The sequence below is a fragment of the Neisseria chenwenguii genome, assembly GCF_002216145.1.
GTDB lineage: Bacteria > Pseudomonadota > Gammaproteobacteria > Burkholderiales > Neisseriaceae > Neisseria > Neisseria chenwenguii.
The window spans coordinates 877,025-897,734 of record NZ_CP022278.1; the positions used below are offsets into that span (position 1 = coordinate 877,025).

Consider the following 20,710-nt stretch of genomic DNA (forward strand, 5'->3'; position numbering starts at 1 on the left):
CGTTATTCCCGCGCAGGCAGGAATAACGTCTGTGAAAATTTCAGACGGTCTCTTCGGTTTTCGCAACGGTCTCAATCTGAAATTTTCGCAAGCAACAAACAGGCCGTCTGAAAACACCGCCGTCCAACCCCAAAACAACACAACAACCCGCCGCCGCATCGCCGCGCCCAACCAATCTTTCAGACGGCCTGTCCGCCGTTCTGACGTGCCGATGCCGTCTGAAACCCTACGCTACAGAAACTGCGCCCATGCCACACATCTCGCTCGCCCCCGTCGTTATCGTTCTGCTCGTTTCGGTCATCACCGTGATTTTCTGCCGCAAATTCAATGTTCCGTCCATGCTGGGCTACCTGCTGGTCGGCTTTATTGCGGGCCCGGGTATGCTGAGCCTGATTCCGAAAAGCGAGGCTACGGATTATTTGGGCGAAATCGGCATCGTGTTTCTGATGTTCAGCATCGGTCTCGAATTTTCGCTGCCCAAGCTCAAAGCCATGCGCCGTTTGGTGTTCGGATTGGGCGGTTTGCAGGTCGGCGTGACCATGCTGGCGGTGATGGGCGTTTTGATGATTGCGGGCACGCCGTTTAACTGGGCGTTTGCCGTCGGCGGCGCGCTGGCGATGTCGTCCACCGCCATCGTCAGCCGCCTGCTTTCGGAAAAGTCCGAACTTGACCAGCCGCACGGCCAGATGGCAATGGGCGTGCTGCTGATGCAGGACATCGCCGTCGTGCCGCTGATGATTTTAATCCCCGCGCTCTCTGGCGGCAGCGAAGGCAGCCTTTGGGTAGAGTTGGGTTTAGCCGCGCTGAAAATGGCGGCGATGCTGGGCATTTTGTTTGTTGTCGGCAATAAAATCATGTCGCCGTGGTTCAGACTGGTCGCCAAACGCAAATCGTCCGAACTTTTTATGATTAATGTGCTGCTGGTGACGCTGGGCGTGGCTTATCTGACCGAATCGGCCGGTCTGTCGCTGGCGTTGGGCGCGTTTGTGGCTGGAATGCTGTTGTCCGAAACCGAATACCGCTTTCAGGTGGAAGACGACATCCGTCCGTTCCGCGACATTCTGCTCGGTTTTTTCTTTATCACTGTCGGCATGAAGCTCGACATTCAGGCGCTCGGCAGCAACTGGCAGATGGTGCTGGTTTTGTTTGCCGTGTTGATTCTTCTGAAAGCGCTGGTCATTTTCCTGATTGCCCGCCGTATGCAGCACCCAAACGCCGACAGTCTGAAAGCCGCGCTGTATCTGGCGCAAGGCGGCGAATTCGGTTTCGTGATGCTGGCGGTTTCCAGCAAAATCAACATGGTTTCGCCCGCGCTGGAACAAGCCGCTACCGCGGCCATTCTGCTTTCCATGATTGCCGCGCCGTTCCTCTTGGGAAGCAGCGACAAAATCGTTTCGCTGCTGTTTAAATCCAACGATTGGGACTTAAAAGCCGTCGATTTGCACGCCATGCTGGTCGAAACCATGAGCAAATCCGAACACGTCCTCATCATCGGTTTCGGACGCGGCGGACAAACCATCGGCCGTATCCTCGCGCAGGAAAACATTCCCTACTTCGCCCTCGACCTCGACGCCGAGCGCGTCCATATCGCCCACAGCGCGGGTGAGCCGGTGGCGTTCGGTGACGCCAAACGCCGCGAAGTGCTCGAAGCCGCAGGCCTGGCACGCGCCAAAATGGTTGTTTTAACCATCAACAATATGCACGAAACCCAACACATTCTCGACAACATCATGGCGATGCACCCGGGTATGCAGGTTTACGCCCGCGCCATCGACGACGATTACGTCAAACACTTCACCGACATGGGCGCCGAAGAAGCCGTTTCCGACACCAAAGAAACCAGCCTCGCCCTCGCCGCCTACGCCATGCTCGCCAACGGCGTGCCGTACAACCGCGTTTACCAAACCCTGATGAACATCCGCCGCAGCCGTTACGCCTCGCTGGAGGATCTGTTTGTCGGCAGCGATGACGAAACCACGTTTTCCGAAGAAAGCCACAACATCAGCCGCCACGCGTTTACCCTCGTCGGCGAAGCCCACGCCATCGGCAAAAGCATCCACGAGCTGCCGACAGACCGCAAACACCTCAAACTGCTGTTTATCCGCCGCAATACCGGCCGCATCGAAAACCCCGATCCCGACTTCCGTTTCCAATCCGGCGACATTTTGGTGGTTGCCGGCCGAAAAGAAGAAATTATTTCTTTTGAAAACTGGAGTTTGCAGGGAAAAGCCTGATTCCCCGCAAATAAAACTTGCGTAACAAACGGTTTTTTGATTTAATAACGTCTTCGCAGTTTTGCGTAAACGGGTGATTAGCTCAGTTGGTAGAGCGTCTGCCTTACAAGCAGAATGTCGGCGGTTCGACTCCGTCATCACCCACCAGTTTCCCTTTCACCGCTTATGCGTTGAAATGCGCGGTGGTAGCTCAGTTGGTTAGAGTACCGGCCTGTCACGCCGGGGGTCGCGGGTTCGAGCCCCGTCCGCCGCGCCAAATTCCAAAAGTACCGTTTAACGGTGCTTTTTAATTAAGAAGTTTCGGGTGATTAGCTCAGTTGGTAGAGCGTCTGCCTTACAAGCAGAATGTCGGCGGTTCGACTCCGTCATCACCCACCAGTTTCCCTTTCACCGCTTATGCGTTGAAATGCGCGGTGGTAGCTCAGTTGGTTAGAGTACCGGCCTGTCACGCCGGGGGTCGCGGGTTCGAGCCCCGTCCGCCGCGCCAAATTTTAAAAGCACCGTTTTCTGCGGTGCTTTTTTGCACATAACGCTTACCTCTTCCTCCTAACACAAACTGTTTTTCTACCAATTTTGGTTTTAATTAATTTTTAACCGTCGATTTTTAATTCCTGACACTCACACCAAACAAAAACAGAGGCCGTCCGAAAAATATTCAGACGGCCTCTGTTTTCCGTCGGCATTACCAATCTTCTGATAAAACACGACAAAAATCAGTCAAACAAATCGCCTACTTTATCCCAAAACGACTTCTTACGTGGTGTTTGACTGCGGTCAAGACCGGTGGAGATTTTTTCAAATTCTTCCAACAGCTCTTTCTGGCGATCGGTCAGGTTGACGGGGGTTTCGACCAAAACGTGGCAGTACAAATCTCCCGTGGCGCTGGAACGCAGCGATTTGATGCCCTTGCCTTTGACGCGCATACGGCGGCCGGTTTGGGTTTCTTTCGGGATGTTGAGTTTGACTTTGCCGTCAAGCGTAGGCACTTCCACGTCGCCGCCGAGCGCGGCGACGGCGAAGCTGATGGGCAGTTCGCAATGCAGATCCAAGCCGTTGCGCTCGAAGATTTTGTGTTCTTTCACGCGCACGTTGACGTACAAATCGCCGGCGGGTGCGCCGTGTTGGCCGGGTTCGCCCTCGCCGCTCAGGCGGATGCGTTGTCCGTCGTCGATGCCGGCGGGAATGTTGACTTCCACGGTTTTACTGGTTTTGGTACGCCCTTCGCCGCGGCATTTGACGCACGGGTCTTTGATTTCGCGTCCCGTGCCGTGACAGGTCGGACAGGTCTGCTGCATCTGGAAAATCGCCTGACGGATGTGCACCGTTCCCGATCCGTGGCAGGTCGAACAGGTTGAAGCGGATGTTCCCGGCTTGGCGCCGCTGCCGTGGCAGACGTCGCATTCTTCGTAAGTCGGAATGTTGATGCGCTTTTTGATACCTTTGGCGGCCTCTTCGAGCGTAATTTCCACGCCGACCTGCAAGTCTGCTCCCTGATAATTGGGCTGGCGTCCGCCGCCTGCGCCGCCGCCAAACATCTGGCTGAAAATGTCGCCGAAATCAAAGCCCTGCGCACCGCCGAAGCCGCCGCCAAATCCGCCGAACCCGCCCGCGCCACCAAATCCGCCGGCGCCCTGTTCAAACGCGGCATGGCCGAATTGGTCGTATGCGGCACGTTTTTCCTTGTCGGAAAGCGTGTCGTAGGCTTTTTGAACTTCCTTAAATTTCTCTTCCGCTTCCTTGTTGTCGGGATTGCGGTCGGGATGGTATTTCATCGCCAGCTTGCGGTAGGCTTTTTTGATGTCGTCGTCGCTAGCGCCTTTGGCGACACCCAGCGTTTCGTAATAGTCTTTGTTGCTCATGGTTTGGTCTGAATGAAAATGTAATGAAATCGGATTCTATAATATGGGCGGTGGCAGGAAACTCAAGGGCGGCGGGACAAATAAAGGCCGTCCGAAAACGGCGCAGCGGCGGTTTTCAGACGGCCTGCCTTGTTTTACCTAACGTCTTTCATTATAATTCCGCCACTCTTACGGGAGTAGCTATCTGAATTTTCCCAGAGCCCCGGTCAACATCATCGCCCTTGTGCGTGGCCGCGGCATCTTCTGCCAAACGGAAGACCGGCGAGACGTAAGCGTTGCAGATACCCGCGCGGGCGGTATCTGCGGCGCTTTCCCGCCCGCGTTTTCGGTTTGAGTATCTAAAAAATGGAAGCCTTCCTTTCCTCGACGCTCGGCGTCGCCATCACCGAAATCGGTGATAAAACCCAGCTTTTGGCCTTGTTTCTTGCCGCCCGTTTTGCGCAGAAAAATGCGATTGTGGCGGGCATTTTTGTGGCGACGCTGTTAAACCATCTGGTTTCGGCTTCTTTGGGCGTGTGGCTGGCGCAGTTTGTGTCACCCGAGATGGTGAAATGGATCGTCGGCGGCAGTTTTATTGCGGTCGGGCTGTGGCTGCTGCTGCCAGACAAAGACGATAATCCCGACAGCAAATGGCTGAAATACGGGGCGTTTGGTGCGACGGTGGTGCTGTTTTTTCTGGCGGAAATCGGTGATAAAACGCAGATTGCGACGGTGTTGCTGGCGGCGAAATATCAGGCATTGTTTATGGTGGTGGCGGGCAGCGTGCTGGGGCTGATGCTGGCGAATGTGCCGGTAGTGTATCTGGGCGAGATGCTGATGAAGAAAATTCCCGCCAAAGCTGTGCGCATCGCGGCCTGCGTGCTGTTTTGCGTATTGGGCTTGGTGACGCTGGCAGGGCGGGGAATTGCGCTGGGTTAGGCCGTCTGAAAATGTTTGAGATTCTGTTTCGCAACGAAGATTTTGTCGCGGTTAACAAGCCTTGCGGGGTGGCGGTGCAGCAGGAATCGCTGCTGCCCGATTTGGCCGCGCAGCTTGGTGTGGCGCGGCTTTGGCTGGTGCACCGCTTGGATAAGGAAACGAGCGGGGTTTTGCTGTTGGCTTTAAACGCAGAATCGGCGTCTGAACTTGCGCAGATGTTTACGGACAAGGCGGTGAAGAAAACCTATCTGGCTTTGAGCGACCGCAAGCCGTCGAAAAAGCAGGGCTGGGTTAAGGGCGGAATGGAAAAATCGCGGCGCGGTTCGTGGAAGCTGACGCGTGCGGCGGAAAATTTTGCCGTGACCCGCTTTCAGAGTTTCGGCTTGGAAAACAGCCTGCGGCTGTTTATTCTCGAGCCGCACACGGGTAAAACCCATCAGTTGCGCGTTGCGGCGAAAAGCCTCGGCAGCCCGCTTCTGGGCGACAGCCGCTACGGCGGCAGCCCGGCGCCGCGCCTGTTTCTTCATGCCTGGAAAATCTGTTTGGACCGGCACGGCAGCACGCTGGAAATCTCTGCGCCTTTGGGTAAAGAATGGCCGTCTGAAAAAATAAAAGCGTTAACCGTTCCCGTCAAGCAGTTAACAGACGGCATAGTATAATGGCCGCTCCTATTGAAAAGACACACAACAGCATGAAAACGATTTACACCCGACTGCTTCCTGCATTGATTCTCGGCCTGACTACATGGCAGGCGCAGGCGGCAAACTATATCTGCAACGTTGACGGCACGCCCGTCTTTACCAATAAAAAAGTCGGCAAAGACTGCACGGCCTCCCAAACCGACGGCACAGCGGAAATCTCCGATGAAACCGCCCAACAGGCGCAGCCCGAAAAAATCAACCTGAAAGAGCCGCCCGGCGAAGCCGCGCCCGAGGTCGACGACATCAAAATCCTGACAAGCAAACAAAGCGGCAGCGTAACCAATTCCGCCGATGCGGCCAATCCCCGCCTGAACATCAAACTTCGCAAGGGCGGAACGGCGGGAACGGCAGATTTGAAATCGGCCAAAGAGCGTGCCGCCGAACTCAACCGCAAAGCCAAAATCATCCCCGCCCCCGTTATTGCCGCCCCTGCGGCCAAATCCAAGCCGCAGCTGACGCGCAAGCAGATTCTGCAAAACGAAGTGCGCAACGAGCAGGCCGCGCTGGTGCGCGCCAAAGCGCAGTTGAGCGTAGCGCAGAAAAAAGGCGATGTGGCGAAAATCAGCCGTCTGAATCAGGCGGTGAAAGACCGAGAAGCCAATATTCGGGCGATTCAGGGCGAAATGCGCCGCTGATAGTCCAGCCGCAGGCACTATTTCAATGAAACTGCTGTTAAAGTCTGTCTTGGGTGTTTTGACAGTATCGGCAGCCAATATTCTGCTTTATCCCGATAAATCCCCTTTAAAATTACTGCTGGAAAGTCTGATTTCCGTCGGCGTTCTTACTGCCGTTCTTTATACCGTTTTCAAGCAGAGAAAATAATATCGGAAATCCTACTGAAGGCCGTCTGAAAACTTTGATGGTTGGCGAGCTTAGTCGAACCGCTACGCTCGGCAGCCGGTGTTTTCAGACGGCCTTCTGCGTTCAATCCGCCATACCGCCAACTCCTTGAATGGGCTATAATTACGGCTTATTTTTTATTCAACGCCTTTTTCAGAGCGACAATATCATGCAAGAGCAATACCAACCGTCCGCCATCGAGCCGGCGGCGCAGGCGAAGTGGGAAGAAGCCCGCCTGTTCAACGTATCCGAAGACGCTTCCAAACCGAAATACTACTGCCTCTCAATGTTCCCCTATCCGAGCGGCAAGCTGCACATGGGGCATGTGCGCAACTACACCATCGGCGACGTACTGAGCCGTTTCAAGCTGCTCAACGGTTTCAACGTGTTGCAGCCGATGGGTTGGGATGCGTTCGGAATGCCGGCTGAAAACGCGGCGATGAAAAACAACGTCGCGCCCGCAGCTTGGACATACGACAACATCGAATACATGAAAACCCAGCTCAAAAGTCTGGGCTTCGCCATCGACTGGCAGCGCGAAATCGCCACCTGCAAACCCGATTACTACCGCTGGGAGCAATGGCTGTTTACCAAGCTGTTTGAAAAAGGCATCGTGTACCGCAAAAACGGCACGGTCAACTGGGATCCGGTCGATCAGACCGTTTTGGCCAACGAGCAGGTAATCGACGGGCGCGGCTGGCGCAGCGGCGCATTGGTCGAAAAACGCGAAATCCCAATGTATTACTTCAAAATCACGGATTACGCCGAAGAGCTGCTCAATGATTTGGATAAATTGGAAAACTGGCCGGAACAGGTTAAAACCATGCAGCGCAACTGGATCGGCAAATCGCGCGGCATGACCATCCGTTTCGCTGTCGATGAAACCAGTAAAGCGGGTTTGAACGGCGATGCGGCGCAATTTGTACAGGTTTACACCACCCGCCCCGACACCGTATTCGGCGCGTGTGCTGTGGCCGTTGCCGCCGAGCATCCGCTGGCAACCGCCGCCGCCGAAGGCAATGCTGAATTGCAGGCGTTTATCGCCGAATGCAAAGCCGGCAGCGTGGCCGAAGCCGATATGGCGACAATGGAAAAAAAAGGTCTGCCGACCGGCCGTTTCGTCATCAATCCGCTCAACGGCGACAAGCTGGAAGTGTGGATTGCCAACTACGTTTTGTGGGGCTATGGCGACGGCGCGGTAATGGTCGTTCCCGCCCACGACGAGCGCGATTTTGCGTTTGCGCTGAAATATGATTTGCCGATTACGCAAGTCGTCGATCTGGACAACAGGCCGTCTGAATACGATAAAACGCAATGGCAGGATTGGTATGCCGAAAAAGAACACACCAAATTAATCAACAGCGGCGAGTTTGACGGATTGAGCGTTCAGACGGCTTATGACGCGATGGCGGAAAAACTGCAGGCATCAGGCGCGGGCGAACCGAAAACCCAATACCGCTTGCGCGACTGGGGTATTTCGCGCCAACGCTACTGGGGCTGCCCGATTCCCATCGTCCATTGCGAACAATGCGGCGACGTCCCCGTCCCCGCCGACCAACTGCCCGTCGTTCTGCCTGAAAACGTCGTGCCCGACGGTATGGGTTCGCCGCTGGCAAAAATGCCCGAGTTTTACGAAACCGCCTGCCCCTGCTGCGGCAAGCCGGCCAAGCGTGAAACCGATACCATGGATACTTTCATGGAATCGAGCTGGTATCAGTTCCGCTACATGTCGCCCAAGTTTTCAGATGGTATGGTCAACCCCGAAGCCACGCAATACTGGGGTGCGGTCGATCAATACATCGGCGGCATCGAACACGCCATTCTGCATCTGCTCTACGCGCGTTTCTTCACCAAACTGATGCGCGACGAAGGCTTGGTCAAAGTGGACGAGCCGTTCGAACGCCTGCTCACTCAAGGTATGGTTGTTTGCGAAACCTATTACCGCGAAAACGACAAAGGCGGCAAAGACTGGATCAATCCCGCCGATGTCGGGCTGAGTTTCGACGAAAAAGGCCGCCCCGTTTCCGCCGTATTGAAAGCCGACGGCCTTCCCGTCGTCATCAGCGGTACGGAAAAAATGTCGAAATCGAAAAACAACGGCGTCGATCCGCAAGCCCTGATTGATGCCTACGGCGCCGACACCGCGCGCCTCTTCATGATGTTCGCCGCCCCGCCCGAACAGTCGCTGGAATGGAGCGACAGCGGCGTCGAAGGCGCACACCGCTTCCTGCGCCGCCTCTGGCGCACCGTGTATGAATACCTGCAACAGGGCGGCGCGGTTGCGGCGTTCAGCGGCAATCAAGACGGTTTGAGTAAAGAACTCAAAGACTTGCGCCACAAACTGCATCGCACCATCGCCAAAGTCAGCGACGACTACAGCCGCCGCCAGCAGTTCAACACCGCCATCGCCGCCGTGATGGAACTCTTAAACCAGTTCGACAAAACCGACACCGCCGGCGAACAAGGCCGCGCCGTCGCACAGGAAGTCTTAGAAACCGCCGTGCGCCTGCTGTGGCCGATTGTGCCGCACATCTGCGAAACCCTCTGGAGCAGCCTGAGGCCGTCTGAAAACCTGTGGAACATCGGCTGGCCGACAGTTGACGAAGCTGCGCTGGTCAAATCCGAAATCGAAATCATGGTTCAGGTCAACGGCAAACTGCGCGGCAAAATCACCGTCGCCGCCGACGCATCCAAAGCCGACCTCGAAGCCGCCGCGCTGGCAACCGACGGCGCCGCCCGCTTTATGGAAGGCAAAGCCGCCAAAAAAATCATCGTCGTTCCCGGACGTTTGGTGAATATTGTGGTTTAATTTTGAAGGAAACAAAGGCCGTCTGAATTTTCAGACGGCCCGAGCCGTAGAAATTACCGGTCTAAAACGGGGGTACCCGTTTTGGGCTGTTTTTTTACAAAGGCCCCCACCTTCATCCAAGGCTTTACCCGAAAGGCCGGCACTCCTTATCCCCGCCCCCGCCGAAATACGCCTTCCCGTCCGTACACCGGCTGTCCGAACGCCCGCACAACACCGCCGACAAACCCCCGTCCAGCTTCAGCACCCGCGGTTCGCCCTCATGATCCTTCGCCACCGCCTTCAGCATAAACTTATCCGCCCGCGCCCCACGCGGATTTCCGTTTAAACGGATACAGAATCCGCCCGCCTCCTTAACCGGCAACTCCGGCCAGGTCGTCGAATTCGCCTTAAAACTCCCCCGCTGCGCATAAAACCGCTCCATAAACTGCGCATTCTCCAACAGCGCCGCATGGGCAGCCCGCAGATTCGCAGCACGGACATGATCCCGATAGAGCGGATAGGCAACCGTCGCCAAAATGCCGGTAATGGCCAGCGTGACCAACAGTTCCGTCAAGGTAAAGCCGGAAAGCCGTGTTTGCGGATGAATCTGTTTCATTGTTTCCCTTTTGTCTACTTTGCCGTGTGCCGTTTTACTATAACAGACATGGAAATAACTTCGGTTGCCGTCTGAACCGTTTCAGACGGCATCAGGTATTCCGTATTTCTAACCGACTACCGGAACTTTGACCTTTTTTCCGTCCCGCAGATGCAGCAAAGGCCGCCCGACCCCGTTTCCGGTTTCAGACGGCCTCCGGCAGGATCTGCCCTATTTCTTCACCACCGGCTGTTTCACTGCCGGTACGGCTGCCTTCTTCGCAGGCGCACCGCCAACCGCCACCTCGGCCTTCAGCTTCGCAAAAATGCCTTCGCCGATGCCTTTGACGTTCTTCAGCTCGTCCACACTCTTAAACTGTCCGTGCTGACTACGGTAGGCCACAATCGCCTTCGCTTTGGCCGGACCCACACCCGGCAGCGTTTCCAGCTCGGCCTCACCCGCAGTATTGATGTTGACTGCCGCCAGCGACAGCGCTGTACCCAATGCCGCTACCGCAGCAAAAATGAATTTTTTCATGATTTTTTTCCGTTTCCTGTGAAATCCGTAATGTCCAAACACTCACCGCATCCGCCCAACCGCCGGCTGTTTTTCCGCGGCTGCACCGATGCACCAGTCGTTATGATAAATAACTTTCCACGCCGTTTTAAACCCTTTCTGATTATCGTGGCATTTATAGTCATCAAATGTTTCATCCGAACAACACCGGAACCGTTTGTCTTTTTCCCTTATCTGCATTCCCGTCCGCCCCTCACTCTCTTCTCACTCACTTTCCCTTCCTACAGCCCTCCCTTTCCTGACTGACAGCACAACCCCTTCCTCCCCCATCGGCTACCCCCTTACCCGCTCTTATCCGCCTCCCCTGCATCGCCTCTTTTGCACCCTCTCTTTGTTTTCTCCACCGTTTGCTCCGTCCAAAAACAAAGCCCCCGACATCGTCGGGGGCTGGGAATGGGTGTTTGGCAGTGACCTACTTTCACATGGAAGAACCACACTATCATCGGCGCTGAGTCGTTTCACGGTCCTGTTCGGGATGGGAAGGCGTGGGACCAACTCGCTATGGCCGCCAAACTTAAACTGTACAAACCGGTAAAGCCGCAATCCCTCAGGATTGGCAAATCAACTGTATGGTGATGATCAAATCATCAGTAAGCTTTTATCTCTGAAATTCTTCAAATGATAGAGTCAAGCCTCACGAGCAATTAGTATCGGTTAGCTGCACGCGTTACCGCGCTTCCACACCCGACCTATCAACGTCCTGGTCTCGAACGGCTCTTCAGGAGGGTTATACCCTCAGGGAAGTCTCATCTTCAGGCGAGTTTCGCGCTTAGATGCTTTCAGCGCTTATCTCTTCCGAACTTAGCTACCCGGCAATGCGACTGGCGTCACAACCGGTACACCAGAGGTTCGTCCACTCCGGTCCTCTCGTACTAGGAGCAGCCCCCGTCAAACTTCCAACGCCCACTGCAGATAGGGACCAAACTGTCTCACGACGTTTTAAACCCAGCTCACGTACCACTTTAAATGGCGAACAGCCATACCCTTGGGACCGACTACAGCCCCAGGATGTGATGAGCCGACATCGAGGTGCCAAACTCCGCCGTCGATATGAACTCTTGGGCGGAATCAGCCTGTTATCCCCGGAGTACCTTTTATCCGTTGAGCGATGGCCCTTCCATACAGAACCACCGGATCACTATGTCCTGCTTTCGCACCTGCTCGACTTGTCGGTCTCGCAGTTAAGCTACCTTTTGCCATTGCACTATCAGTCCGATTTCCGACCGGACCTAGGTAACCTTCGAACTCCTCCGTTACTCTTTGGGAGGAGACCGCCCCAGTCAAACTGCCTACCATGCACGGTCCCCGATCCGGATCACGGACCTGGGTTAGAACCTCAAAGACACCAGGGTGGTATTTCAAGGACGGCTCCACAGAAACTGGCGTCTCTGCTTCTAAGCCTCCCACCTATCCTACACAAGTGACTTCAAAGTCCAATGCAAAGCTACAGTAAAGGTTCACGGGGTCTTTCCGTCTAGCAGCGGGTAGATTGCATCTTCACAACCACTTCAACTTCGCTGAGTCTCGGGAGGAGACAGTGTGGCCATCGTTACGCCATTCGTGCGGGTCGGAACTTACCCGACAAGGAATTTCGCTACCTTAGGACCGTTATAGTTACGGCCGCCGTTTACTGGGGCTTCGATCCGATGCTCTCACATCTTCAATTAACCTTCCAGCACCGGGCAGGCGTCACACCCTATACGTCCACTTTCGTGTTAGCAGAGTGCTGTGTTTTTAATAAACAGTCGCAGCCACCGATTCTCTGCGACCCTCCAACGCTTACGGAGCAAGTCCTTCACGTCAGAGGGCATACCTTCTCCCGAAGTTACGGTATCAATTTGCCGAGTTCCTTCTCCCGAGTTCTCTCAAGCGCCTTAGAATTCTCATCCTGCCCACCTGTGTCGGTTTGCGGTACGGTTCTGATCCAACTGAAGCTTAGTGGCTTTTCCTGGAAGCGTGGTATCGGTTACTTCTTGTCCGTAGACAATCGTCGTCACTTCTCGGTGTTATGAAGACCCGGATTTGCCTAAGTCTTCCACCTACCGGCTTAAACAAACTATTCCAACAGTTTGCTAACCTAACCTTCTCCGTCCCCACATCGCATTGAATCAAAGTACGGGAATATTAACCCGTTTCCCATCGACTACGCATTTCTGCCTCGCCTTAGGGGCCGACTCACCCTACGCCGATGAACGTTGCGTAGGAAACCTTGGGCTTTCGGCGAGCGGGCTTTTCACCCGCTTTATCGCTACTCATGTCAACATTCGCACTTCTGATACCTCCAGCATGCTTTACAACACACCTTCTTCGGCCTACAGAACGCTCCCCTACCATGCCTTGCGGCATCCGCAGCTTCGGTTACAGATTTGAGCCCCGTTACATCTTCCGCGCAGGACGACTCGACCAGTGAGCTATTACGCTTTCTTTAAATGATGGCTGCTTCTAAGCCAACATCCTGGCTGTCTGGGCCTTCCCACTTCGTTTACCACTTAATCTGTCATTTGGGACCTTAGCTGGCGGTCTGGGTTGTTTCCCTCTTGACAACGGACGTTAGCACCCGCTGTCTGTCTCCCGAGGAGCAACTTGATGGTATTCTTAGTTTGCCATGGGTTGGTAAGTTGCAATAACCCCCTAGCCATAACAGTGCTTTACCCCCATCAGTCTCATACTCGAGGCACTACCTAAATAGTTTTCGGGGAGAACCAGCTATCTCCGAGTTTGTTTAGCCTTTCACCCCTATCCACAGCTCATCCCCGCATTTTGCAACATGCGTGGGTTCGGACCTCCAATACCTGTTACGGCACCTTCATCCTGGCCATGGATAGATCACTCGGTTTCGGGTCTACGCCCAGCAACTAGTCGCCCTATTAAGACTCGGTTTCCCTACGCCTCCCCTATCCGGTTAAGCTCGCTACTGAACGTAAGTCGTTGACCCATTATACAAAAGGTACGCAGTCACGGAACTTGTCCGCTCCCACTGTTTGTATGCATCAGGTTTCAGGTTCTGTTTCACTCCCCTCCCGGGGTTCTTTTCGCCTTTCCCTCACGGTACTGGTTCACTATCGGTCGATGATGAGTATTTAGCCTTGGAGGATGGTCCCCCCATCTTCAGACAGGATTTCACGTGTCCCGCCCTACTTTTCGTATACCTAGTACCACCGTTGAAATTTCGAATACGGGACTGTCACCCACTATGGTCAAGCTTCCCAGCTTGTTCTTCTATCTCAACGGCTATCGTATACAGGCTCCTCCGCGTTCGCTCGCCACTACTTGCGGAATCTCGGTTGATTTCTTTTCCTCCGGGTACTTAGATGGTTCAGTTCTCCGGGTTCGCTTCTCCTACCCTATGGATTCAGGTAGGGATACTGCACCGAATGCAGTGGGTTTCCCCATTCGGACACCACCGGATCATAGCTCTATTGCCAGCTCCCCGATGCTTTTCGCAGGCTTACACGTCCTTCGTCGCCTATCATCGCCAAGGCATCCACCTGATGCACTTATTCACTTGACTCTATCATTTCAAGAACCTCTCTGACTCCGCTTTCGTTCCCGTTGACTAGGCAACTTGGCTTGAAGTCTTTACTTTGATAAAGCTTACTGCTTGTTGTGTCTTAACCCTGCCTTTTGTGTTTCAGGGTTAAGTCGATACAATCATCACCCAAATACTGTGGTTTGCTTCTCCAACCTGCCTGCTTTTGCAAACAGAATCTTCAAATCAAACCGACATTGTCTTTGTTTGTTGATTTCGGCTTTCCAATTTGTTAAAGATCGATGCGTTCGATATTGCCATCTACTCCGCAAATCAAAACAGACTCTTCAATCTGCTTTGATTTGGGAAGTAATGGTGGAGGCAAACGGGATCGAACCGATGACCCCCTGCTTGCAAAGCAGGTGCTCTACCAACTGAGCTATGCCCCCAGTGTACTACCTTCCGGCTGCCGTCTTGTGGTGGGTCTGGGAGGACTTGAACCTCCGACCCCACGCTTATCAAGCGTGTGCTCTAACCAGCTGAGCTACAAACCCAAGGTCCTTGACCGTACCATGCGGTACCGTCCTGCATCTTCTATACAGTTTACCGATAAGTGTGGATGCCAAAACCCCTTCTTTCTCTAGAAAGGAGGTGATCCAGCCGCAGGTTCCCCTACGGCTACCTTGTTACGACTTCACCCCAGTCATGAAGCATACCGTGGTAAACGACCTCCTTGCGGTTAGTCTATCTACTTCTGGTATCCCCCACTCCCATGGTGTGACGGGCGGTGTGTACAAGACCCGGGAACGTATTCACCGCAGTATGCTGACCTGCGATTACTAGCGATTCCGACTTCATGCACTCGAGTTGCAGAGTGCAATCCGGACTACGATCGGTTTTGTGAGATTGGCTCCACCTCGCGGCTTGGCTACCCTCTGTACCGACCATTGTATGACGTGTGAAGCCCTGGTCATAAGGGCCATGAGGACTTGACGTCATCCCCACCTTCCTCCGGCTTGTCACCGGCAGTCTCATTAGAGTGCCCAACTTAATGATGGCAACTAATGACAAGGGTTGCGCTCGTTGCGGGACTTAACCCAACATCTCACGACACGAGCTGACGACAGCCATGCAGCACCTGTGTTACGGCTCCCGAAGGCACTCCTCCGTCTCCGAAGGATTCCGTACATGTCAAGACCAGGTAAGGTTCTTCGCGTTGCATCGAATTAATCCACATCATCCACCGCTTGTGCGGGTCCCCGTCAATTCCTTTGAGTTTTAATCTTGCGACCGTACTCCCCAGGCGGTCAATTTCACGCGTTAGCTACGCTACTAAGGCATCAAGTGCCCCAACAGCTAATTGACATCGTTTAGGGCGTGGACTACCAGGGTATCTAATCCTGTTTGCTACCCACGCTTTCGGGCATGAACGTCAGTGTCATCCCAGGGGGCTGCCTTCGCCATCGGTATTCCTCCACATCTCTACGCATTTCACTGCTACACGTGGAATTCTACCCCCCTCTGACACACTCTAGTCCGCCAGTTCAAAACGCAGTTCCCAGGTTGAGCCCGGGGATTTCACATCTTGCTTAACGAACCGTCTGCGCCCGCTTTACGCCCAGTAATTCCGATTAACGCTCGCACCCTACGTATTACCGCGGCTGCTGGCACGTAGTTAGCCGGTGCTTATTCTTCAGGTACCGTCATATGCCCGGGGTATTAGCCCAAACCCTTTCTTCCCTGACAAAAGTCCTTTACAACCCGAAGGCCTTCTTCAGACACGCGGCATGGCTGGATCAGGCTTGCGCCCATTGTCCAAAATTCCCCACTGCTGCCTCCCGTAGGAGTCTGGGCCGTGTCTCAGTCCCAGTGTGGCGGATCATCCTCTCAGACCCGCTACTGATCGTCGCCTTGGTAGGCCTTTACCCCACCAACCAGCTAATCAGACATCGGCCGCTCGAATAGCGCGAGGTCTTGCGATCCCCCGCTTTCCTTCTCAAAGCGTATGCGGTATTAGCCATCCTTTCGGACAGTTATCCCCCACTACTCGGTACGTTCCGATGCATTACTCACCCGTTCGCCACTCGCCGGCAGAAGTGCAAGCACTCCCCCGCTGCCGTCCGACTTGCATGTGTAAAGCATGCCGCCAGCGTTCAATCTGAGCCAGGATCAAACTCTTATGTTCAATCTCTAACTTTTTAACTTCTGGTCTGCTTCAAAGAAACCGACAAGATTTTTTTCTTGCCTGTCTTTCAAACAGTGTGGGGCCCAAGCACCCACACTTATCGGTAATCTGTACTGTTAAAGAACGCTTCCGGACCAAACTCCGGCCCGAAAAAACCGCTGCAAAAGCAGCGAAGAACCGAACTATACACACCCCCACCACTCAGCGTCAACCATATCCCGGAAACTATTTCACCAAAAAATACAAACCCGCTGTTTTACAAACGTATTTTGTTTCACCCCAATCCCAACCTCCCGTAAAAAAACCGGGACCGCCTGAAATAGACCGTCTTCTGACCGGCCCGATACAAACCGCAAAATCCGTCCTGTTTATCCGCTTAAAGATTCCGTTTACAATAGCCGCCTATTATTACACCAAACCACTATCCATTATGAACATCCGGCTCGGCCTGCATCATCCTCCTGAATTTCCGCAAGATTCGGCGGTAACCATCGGCAATTTCGACGGCGTCCATTTGGGGCATCAGCATATTCTTCAAAAGCTCAAACAAGAAGCCGATATGCGCGGTTTGCCTGTCGTTGCCGTTTTATTCGAACCGCAGCCGAAAGAGTTTTTTGCCTGCAAAATGCGGCAAACGCCGTCCAGCCGTTTGAGCCCGCTGCGTACCAAATTAGAGCTTCTGCGCCAAACCGGCTGCGTGGATACGGTTTGGGTCTTGCGTTTCAATCAGGCATTTGCCGACATGACTGCGCAGGACTTTATCGACGCCCTGCTCCGCAAGGCCTTGAATACCCGATACTTATTGATTGGCGACGATTTCCGTTTCGGTGCCGGCCGCAAAGGAGATTTTGAAATGCTGGCGGCGCAGCCCGACATCGATACCGAGCGCACACCGTCTGTTTTGGTGGAAGACGTCCGCACCAGCAGCACCGCCGTCCGCCAAGCGCTTTCAGACGGCCTTTTGGAATATGCAGGCAAACTGCTGGGGCACGACTATATATTGAGCGGCAAAGTCCGGCACGGTAAAAAACTCGGCCGCACCATCAACGCACCGACCGCCAATATCCAGCTCCCTCCCCACCGTTACGCCTTGAGCGGCGTATTTGTTGCCGAGGCCGACGGCAGTTTCGGCACCAAACGCGGCGTGGCGAGTTTCGGGTTTAACCCGACGGTCAGCAACAGCCGTGCGCAGAAATTGGAAGTGCATTTATTTGATTTTGAAGGAAACTTATACGGCCAACGCCTGAACGTACGCTTTTTGCACAAGCTCCGCGACGAAACCAAATTTGACAGTATTGAAGCGCTGAAAACACAGATTTCGCAAGACATCGAGGCAGCCCAAGCCTGGCAGCCGTAATTCCTCCGCAACGACACAGGCCGTCTGAAAACTTCAGACGGCCTGACTTTAATATTGTTCCCGATACTTCAAACGCCCCAAACCCCTTATAAAAACAGCCCTTTTCCGCTACAATGACTTCCTTAATATTATTCTTTCAGGCGGCCTGATGCCGTCTGAAAACTGTTTTAACTTATCCCAATCCGCGAGAACCACCATGACCGATTACAGCAAAACCGTCAATCTGCTCGAAAGCCCGTTTCCGATGCGCGGCAATCTGGCCAAACGCGAACCCGGCTGGCTGAAAAGCTGGTACGAGCTCAAGCGTTACCAGAAGCTGCGCCAAAAGGCGCAGGGGCGGCCGAAATTTATTCTGCACGACGGCCCGCCGTATGCCAACGGCGACATCCACATCGGTCATGCCGTCAACAAAATCCTGAAAGACATCATCATCCGCAGCAAAACGCTGGCGGGTTTCGATGCGCCGTATGTTCCGGGTTGGGACTGCCACGGCCTGCCGATTGAGGTGATGGTGGAAAAGCTGCACGGCAAAAGTATGCCCGAAGCGAAGTTCCGCGAACTCTGCCGCGAATATGCCGCCGAGCAGATTGCGCGCCAGAAAAAAGACTTCGTCCGCTTGGGCGTTTTGGGCGATTGGGACAACCCCTACCTGACCATGGATTTCAAAACCGAAGCCGACACCGTGCGCACGCTGGGCGAAATCTACAAAGCGGGTTATCTCTACCGCGGCGCGAAGCCGGTGCAGTTTTGTTTGGACTGCGGCTCGTCGCTGGCGGAAGCGGAAGTGGAATATAAAGACAAAGTTTCGCCGGCCATCGACGTGGCGTATCCGTTCCAAGACAACGCCGCGCTGGCGGCTGCGTTTGGTTTGGACAACATCGACGGCGAAGCCTTTGCTGTGATTTGGACGACCACGCCGTGGACGCTGCCCGCCAGCCAAGCGGTTTCCGCCGGCGCGGAAGTGGTTTACCAATTAATCGACACGCCCAAAGGCAAACTGGTTTTGGCCAAAGATTTGGCCGAAGATGCGCTCAAACGCTACGGGTTTTCAGACGGCATCAGCATTTTGGCGGAAACCACGGGCGACCGTTTGGAAAATCTGCATCTGAACCATCCGTTTTTAGAACGCGACATCCTGATGCTCAACGGCGACCACGTGACTACCGAATCGGGTACGGGCTTGGTACACACTGCGCCGGCGCACGGTTTGGAAGACTATTTCGTCTGCAACAAATACGGCATCGAGCTTTACAACCCCGTCAACGGCGAAGGCCGCTATATCGGCGAACTGCCGCGTGTAGCCGGTTTGACCGTATGGGAAGCCAATCCCGTGATTCTCGAGTGGCTCGCCGAAACAGGCTGTCTGCTGTGCAGCACCAAAATCGAGCACAGCTACGCCCACTGCTGGCGCCACAAAACCCCGCTGATTTACCGCGCCACCGGCCAATGGTTTATCGGCATGGACAAAGCCGGTTCAGACGGCAAAACCCTGCGCGACAAAGCCATGAAAGCGGTGGACGACACCGAATTCTTCCCCGCATGGGGTCGCGCGCGCTTGGAAGCCATGATCGAAGGCCGTCCCGACTGGGTCGTTTCGCGCCAGCGCAACTGGGGCACGCCGATGACGTTTTTCGCGCATAAAGAAACGGGCGAACTGCATCCCGATTCCGCTGCGCTTTTGGAAAAAGTCGCGCAACGCATCGAAGAAAAAGGCATCGAGGCGTGGTTCAGCTTGGACAAAGCCGAACTGCTGAGCGCCGAAGACTGCGCGCAATACGACAAACTCACCGACACCATGGACGTTTGGTTCGATTCCGGCAGCACCCACTTTTCCGTGCTGAAACAGCGCGGCGAACTGGCATGGCCGGCCGATCTGTACCTCGAAGGCAGCGACCAGCACCGCGGCTGGTTCCAGTCCTCCATGCTGACCGGTTGCGCCGCGCTTGGCCGCGCACCGTACAAGCAGCTGCTGACCCACGGTTTCGTCGTGGACGGCGAGGGCAAAAAAATGTCCAAATCCGTCGGCAACGTCGTCGCCCCGCAGGAAGTCTATAACGAATTCGGTGCCGACATCCTGCGCCTGTGGGCGGCTTCCACCGACTATTCAGGAGAGCTGGCGATTTCCAAAGAAATCCTCAAACGCGTGACCGAAAGCTACCGCCGCATCCGCAACACCATGAGCTTCCTGTTTGCCAACCTGAGCGATTTCAACCCCATCGAACACGCCGTTCCGCAAGACCAGATGGTCGAAATCGACCGCTACGCCGTCATCCTCGCGCGCAAACTGCAAGAGCGCCTCGCGGGCGACTACTACCCGCGCTACGCCTTCCACTTCGCCGTGAAAGACATCGTCGCCTTCTGCTCGGAAGACCTCGGCGCGTTCTACCTCGACATCCTCAAAGACCGCCTCTACACCACCCCGGCCGACAGCCACGCCCGCCGCAGCGCCCAAACCGCACTCTACCACATCACCCGCAGCCTCATTCTGCTGATCTCCCCCATCCTCTGCTTCACCGCAGAAGAAGCATGGGACATCATCGGCGGCGGCGAAGAAGACAGCGTTTTGTTCCACACCTGGCACGAGTTCCCCGCCGTCAACGAAAAAGCCGAAGCCGCGCTGCTGGAAAAATGGCAGGTTGTCCGCCAAGTGCGCGAAGCCGTGACTGCCGCCATCGAACCGCTGCGCAGCGACAAAACCATCGGCTCATCGCTTCAGGCCGAAGTCGAAATCACCGCGCCGGAAGAAACCTACCGCTATCTCAAAGCCCTCGGCGACGAGCTGCGCTTCGCCCTCTTGGTTTCCAAAGCCGCCGTCAACAAAGGCGACGAACTCGCCGCCACCGCCCGCGCCAGCGCAGGCAGAAAATGTGAACGCTGCTGGCACTACACCGACGACATCGGCAGCGTCGCCGGCCACGAAACCGTGTGCAAACGCTGCGCCGATAATGTGGACGGCAAAAGCGAAGAGCGCCATTACGCCTAAAACCGAAGCCGTTTGAACAAAAGGCCGTCTGGAAATCCGATATGGGTTTTCAGACGGCCTTTTCGGTTTTCAGACGGCATGATGCCGTCTGAAACGGTTAATCTTTCAACAGACGTCATTCCCGCGCAGGCAGGAATCTACGGTTAAAAACAGGCAATATTTTGTTTCAACACAGTTGCAGAAAATCAAACGTGGATTCCCGCCT

12 protein-coding genes, 6 tRNA genes and 3 rRNA genes are annotated in these 20,710 nt (G+C 54.7%); 12 read left to right on the forward strand and 9 right to left on the reverse strand.

What is annotated here, in order from left to right; genetic code table 11:
- Positions 1 to 248 precede the first annotated feature (248 nt).
- The 5 genes from BG910_RS04240 (at position 249) to BG910_RS04260 (ending at position 2,721) form a co-directional block, all read left to right on the forward strand.
- Positions 249 to 2,234 (forward strand): monovalent cation:proton antiporter family protein, encoded by a 1,986-nt coding sequence (locus BG910_RS04240; RefSeq protein ID WP_089035775.1) that lies wholly within the window; start codon positions 249 to 251, stop codon positions 2,232 to 2,234.
- Between the two features lie 71 nt (positions 2,235 to 2,305).
- A tRNA-Val gene (locus BG910_RS04245) sits at positions 2,306 to 2,381 on the forward strand.
- Positions 2,382 to 2,413: 32 nt separating this feature from the next.
- Positions 2,414 to 2,490: transfer RNA gene (locus tag BG910_RS04250), tRNA-Asp, on the forward strand.
- A gap of 46 nt (positions 2,491 to 2,536) precedes the next feature.
- Positions 2,537 to 2,612: transfer RNA gene (locus tag BG910_RS04255), tRNA-Val, on the forward strand.
- A gap of 32 nt (positions 2,613 to 2,644) precedes the next feature.
- A tRNA-Asp gene (locus BG910_RS04260) sits at positions 2,645 to 2,721 on the forward strand.
- 226 nt (positions 2,722 to 2,947) lie between these two features.
- Here BG910_RS04260 and dnaJ read toward each other — a convergent pair.
- Positions 2,948 to 4,093, reverse strand: a complete 1,146-nt coding sequence (dnaJ, locus tag BG910_RS04265) for a molecular chaperone DnaJ (protein ID WP_089035776.1) — start codon at positions 4,091 to 4,093, stop codon at positions 2,948 to 2,950.
- A gap of 345 nt (positions 4,094 to 4,438) precedes the next feature.
- On the opposite strand from dnaJ, the gene BG910_RS04270 reads away from it, so the two are divergent.
- From BG910_RS04270 to leuS, 5 genes are all read left to right on the forward strand, one after another.
- The gene (locus BG910_RS04270) at positions 4,439 to 5,011 is read left to right on the forward strand and encodes a TMEM165/GDT1 family protein (protein WP_089035777.1); all 573 of its coding nucleotides are present in this window, start codon (positions 4,439 to 4,441) and stop codon (positions 5,009 to 5,011) included.
- An 11-nt stretch (positions 5,012 to 5,022) separates the two neighbouring features.
- Positions 5,023 to 5,670, forward strand: a complete 648-nt coding sequence (locus BG910_RS04275; protein WP_089035778.1) for a TIGR01621 family pseudouridine synthase — start codon at positions 5,023 to 5,025, stop codon at positions 5,668 to 5,670.
- Between the two features lie 32 nt (positions 5,671 to 5,702).
- On the forward strand, positions 5,703 to 6,347 hold the full coding sequence (locus BG910_RS04280; protein ID WP_089035779.1) for a hypothetical protein: 645 nt from the start codon (positions 5,703 to 5,705) through the stop codon (positions 6,345 to 6,347).
- A 25-nt stretch (positions 6,348 to 6,372) separates the two neighbouring features.
- The gene (locus tag BG910_RS12160; RefSeq protein ID WP_157694022.1) at positions 6,373 to 6,534 is read left to right on the forward strand and encodes a hypothetical protein; all 162 of its coding nucleotides are present in this window, start codon (positions 6,373 to 6,375) and stop codon (positions 6,532 to 6,534) included.
- A 187-nt stretch (positions 6,535 to 6,721) separates the two neighbouring features.
- Positions 6,722 to 9,361 carry a leucine--tRNA ligase gene (gene leuS, locus BG910_RS04285; RefSeq protein WP_089037134.1) on the forward strand — a complete coding sequence of 880 codons (2,640 nt, stop codon included), beginning with the start codon at positions 6,722 to 6,724 and terminating at the stop codon, positions 9,359 to 9,361.
- A gap of 124 nt (positions 9,362 to 9,485) precedes the next feature.
- Here the strand turns inward: leuS and BG910_RS04290 are convergent, their stop codons facing one another.
- From BG910_RS04290 to BG910_RS04320, 7 genes are all read right to left on the reverse strand, one after another.
- Positions 9,486 to 9,956 (reverse strand): type IV pilin protein, encoded by a 471-nt coding sequence (locus BG910_RS04290; RefSeq protein WP_089035780.1) that lies wholly within the window; start codon positions 9,954 to 9,956, stop codon positions 9,486 to 9,488.
- 210 nt (positions 9,957 to 10,166) lie between these two features.
- Positions 10,167 to 10,472, reverse strand: coding sequence for a ComEA family DNA-binding protein (locus tag BG910_RS04295; RefSeq protein ID WP_089035781.1), 306 nt, complete (start codon positions 10,470 to 10,472; stop codon positions 10,167 to 10,169).
- 438 nt (positions 10,473 to 10,910) lie between these two features.
- Positions 10,911 to 11,024 (reverse strand): 5S ribosomal RNA (gene rrf, locus BG910_RS04300).
- A 110-nt stretch (positions 11,025 to 11,134) separates the two neighbouring features.
- A 23S ribosomal RNA gene (locus tag BG910_RS04305) occupies positions 11,135 to 14,022 on the reverse strand.
- Between the two features lie 331 nt (positions 14,023 to 14,353).
- Positions 14,354 to 14,429 (reverse strand) — tRNA-Ala (locus tag BG910_RS04310).
- Between the two features lie 28 nt (positions 14,430 to 14,457).
- Positions 14,458 to 14,534, reverse strand: a tRNA-Ile gene (locus BG910_RS04315).
- A 90-nt stretch (positions 14,535 to 14,624) separates the two neighbouring features.
- Positions 14,625 to 16,165: ribosomal RNA gene (locus tag BG910_RS04320) — 16S ribosomal RNA — on the reverse strand.
- Together the 16S, 23S and 5S rRNA genes with 2 tRNA genes alongside form the textbook arrangement of a ribosomal RNA operon.
- 430 nt (positions 16,166 to 16,595) lie before the next feature.
- Between BG910_RS04320 and ribF the strand changes: the two genes are divergently transcribed.
- Positions 16,596 to 17,522 carry a bifunctional riboflavin kinase/FAD synthetase gene (gene ribF / locus BG910_RS04325; RefSeq protein ID WP_089035782.1) on the forward strand — a complete coding sequence of 309 codons (927 nt, stop codon included), beginning with the start codon at positions 16,596 to 16,598 and terminating at the stop codon, positions 17,520 to 17,522.
- A gap of 196 nt (positions 17,523 to 17,718) precedes the next feature.
- On the forward strand, positions 17,719 to 20,505 hold the full coding sequence (gene ileS / locus BG910_RS04330; RefSeq protein ID WP_089035783.1) for an isoleucine--tRNA ligase: 2,787 nt from the start codon (positions 17,719 to 17,721) through the stop codon (positions 20,503 to 20,505).
- On the opposite strand, the gene BG910_RS12950 is transcribed toward ileS, so the two are convergent.
- The gene (locus BG910_RS12950) at positions 20,502 to 20,624 is read right to left on the reverse strand and encodes a hypothetical protein (RefSeq protein WP_267897812.1); all 123 of its coding nucleotides are present in this window, start codon (positions 20,622 to 20,624) and stop codon (positions 20,502 to 20,504) included. The genes ileS and BG910_RS12950 overlap by 4 nt on opposite strands.
- Positions 20,625 to 20,710: the final 86 nt, after the last annotated feature.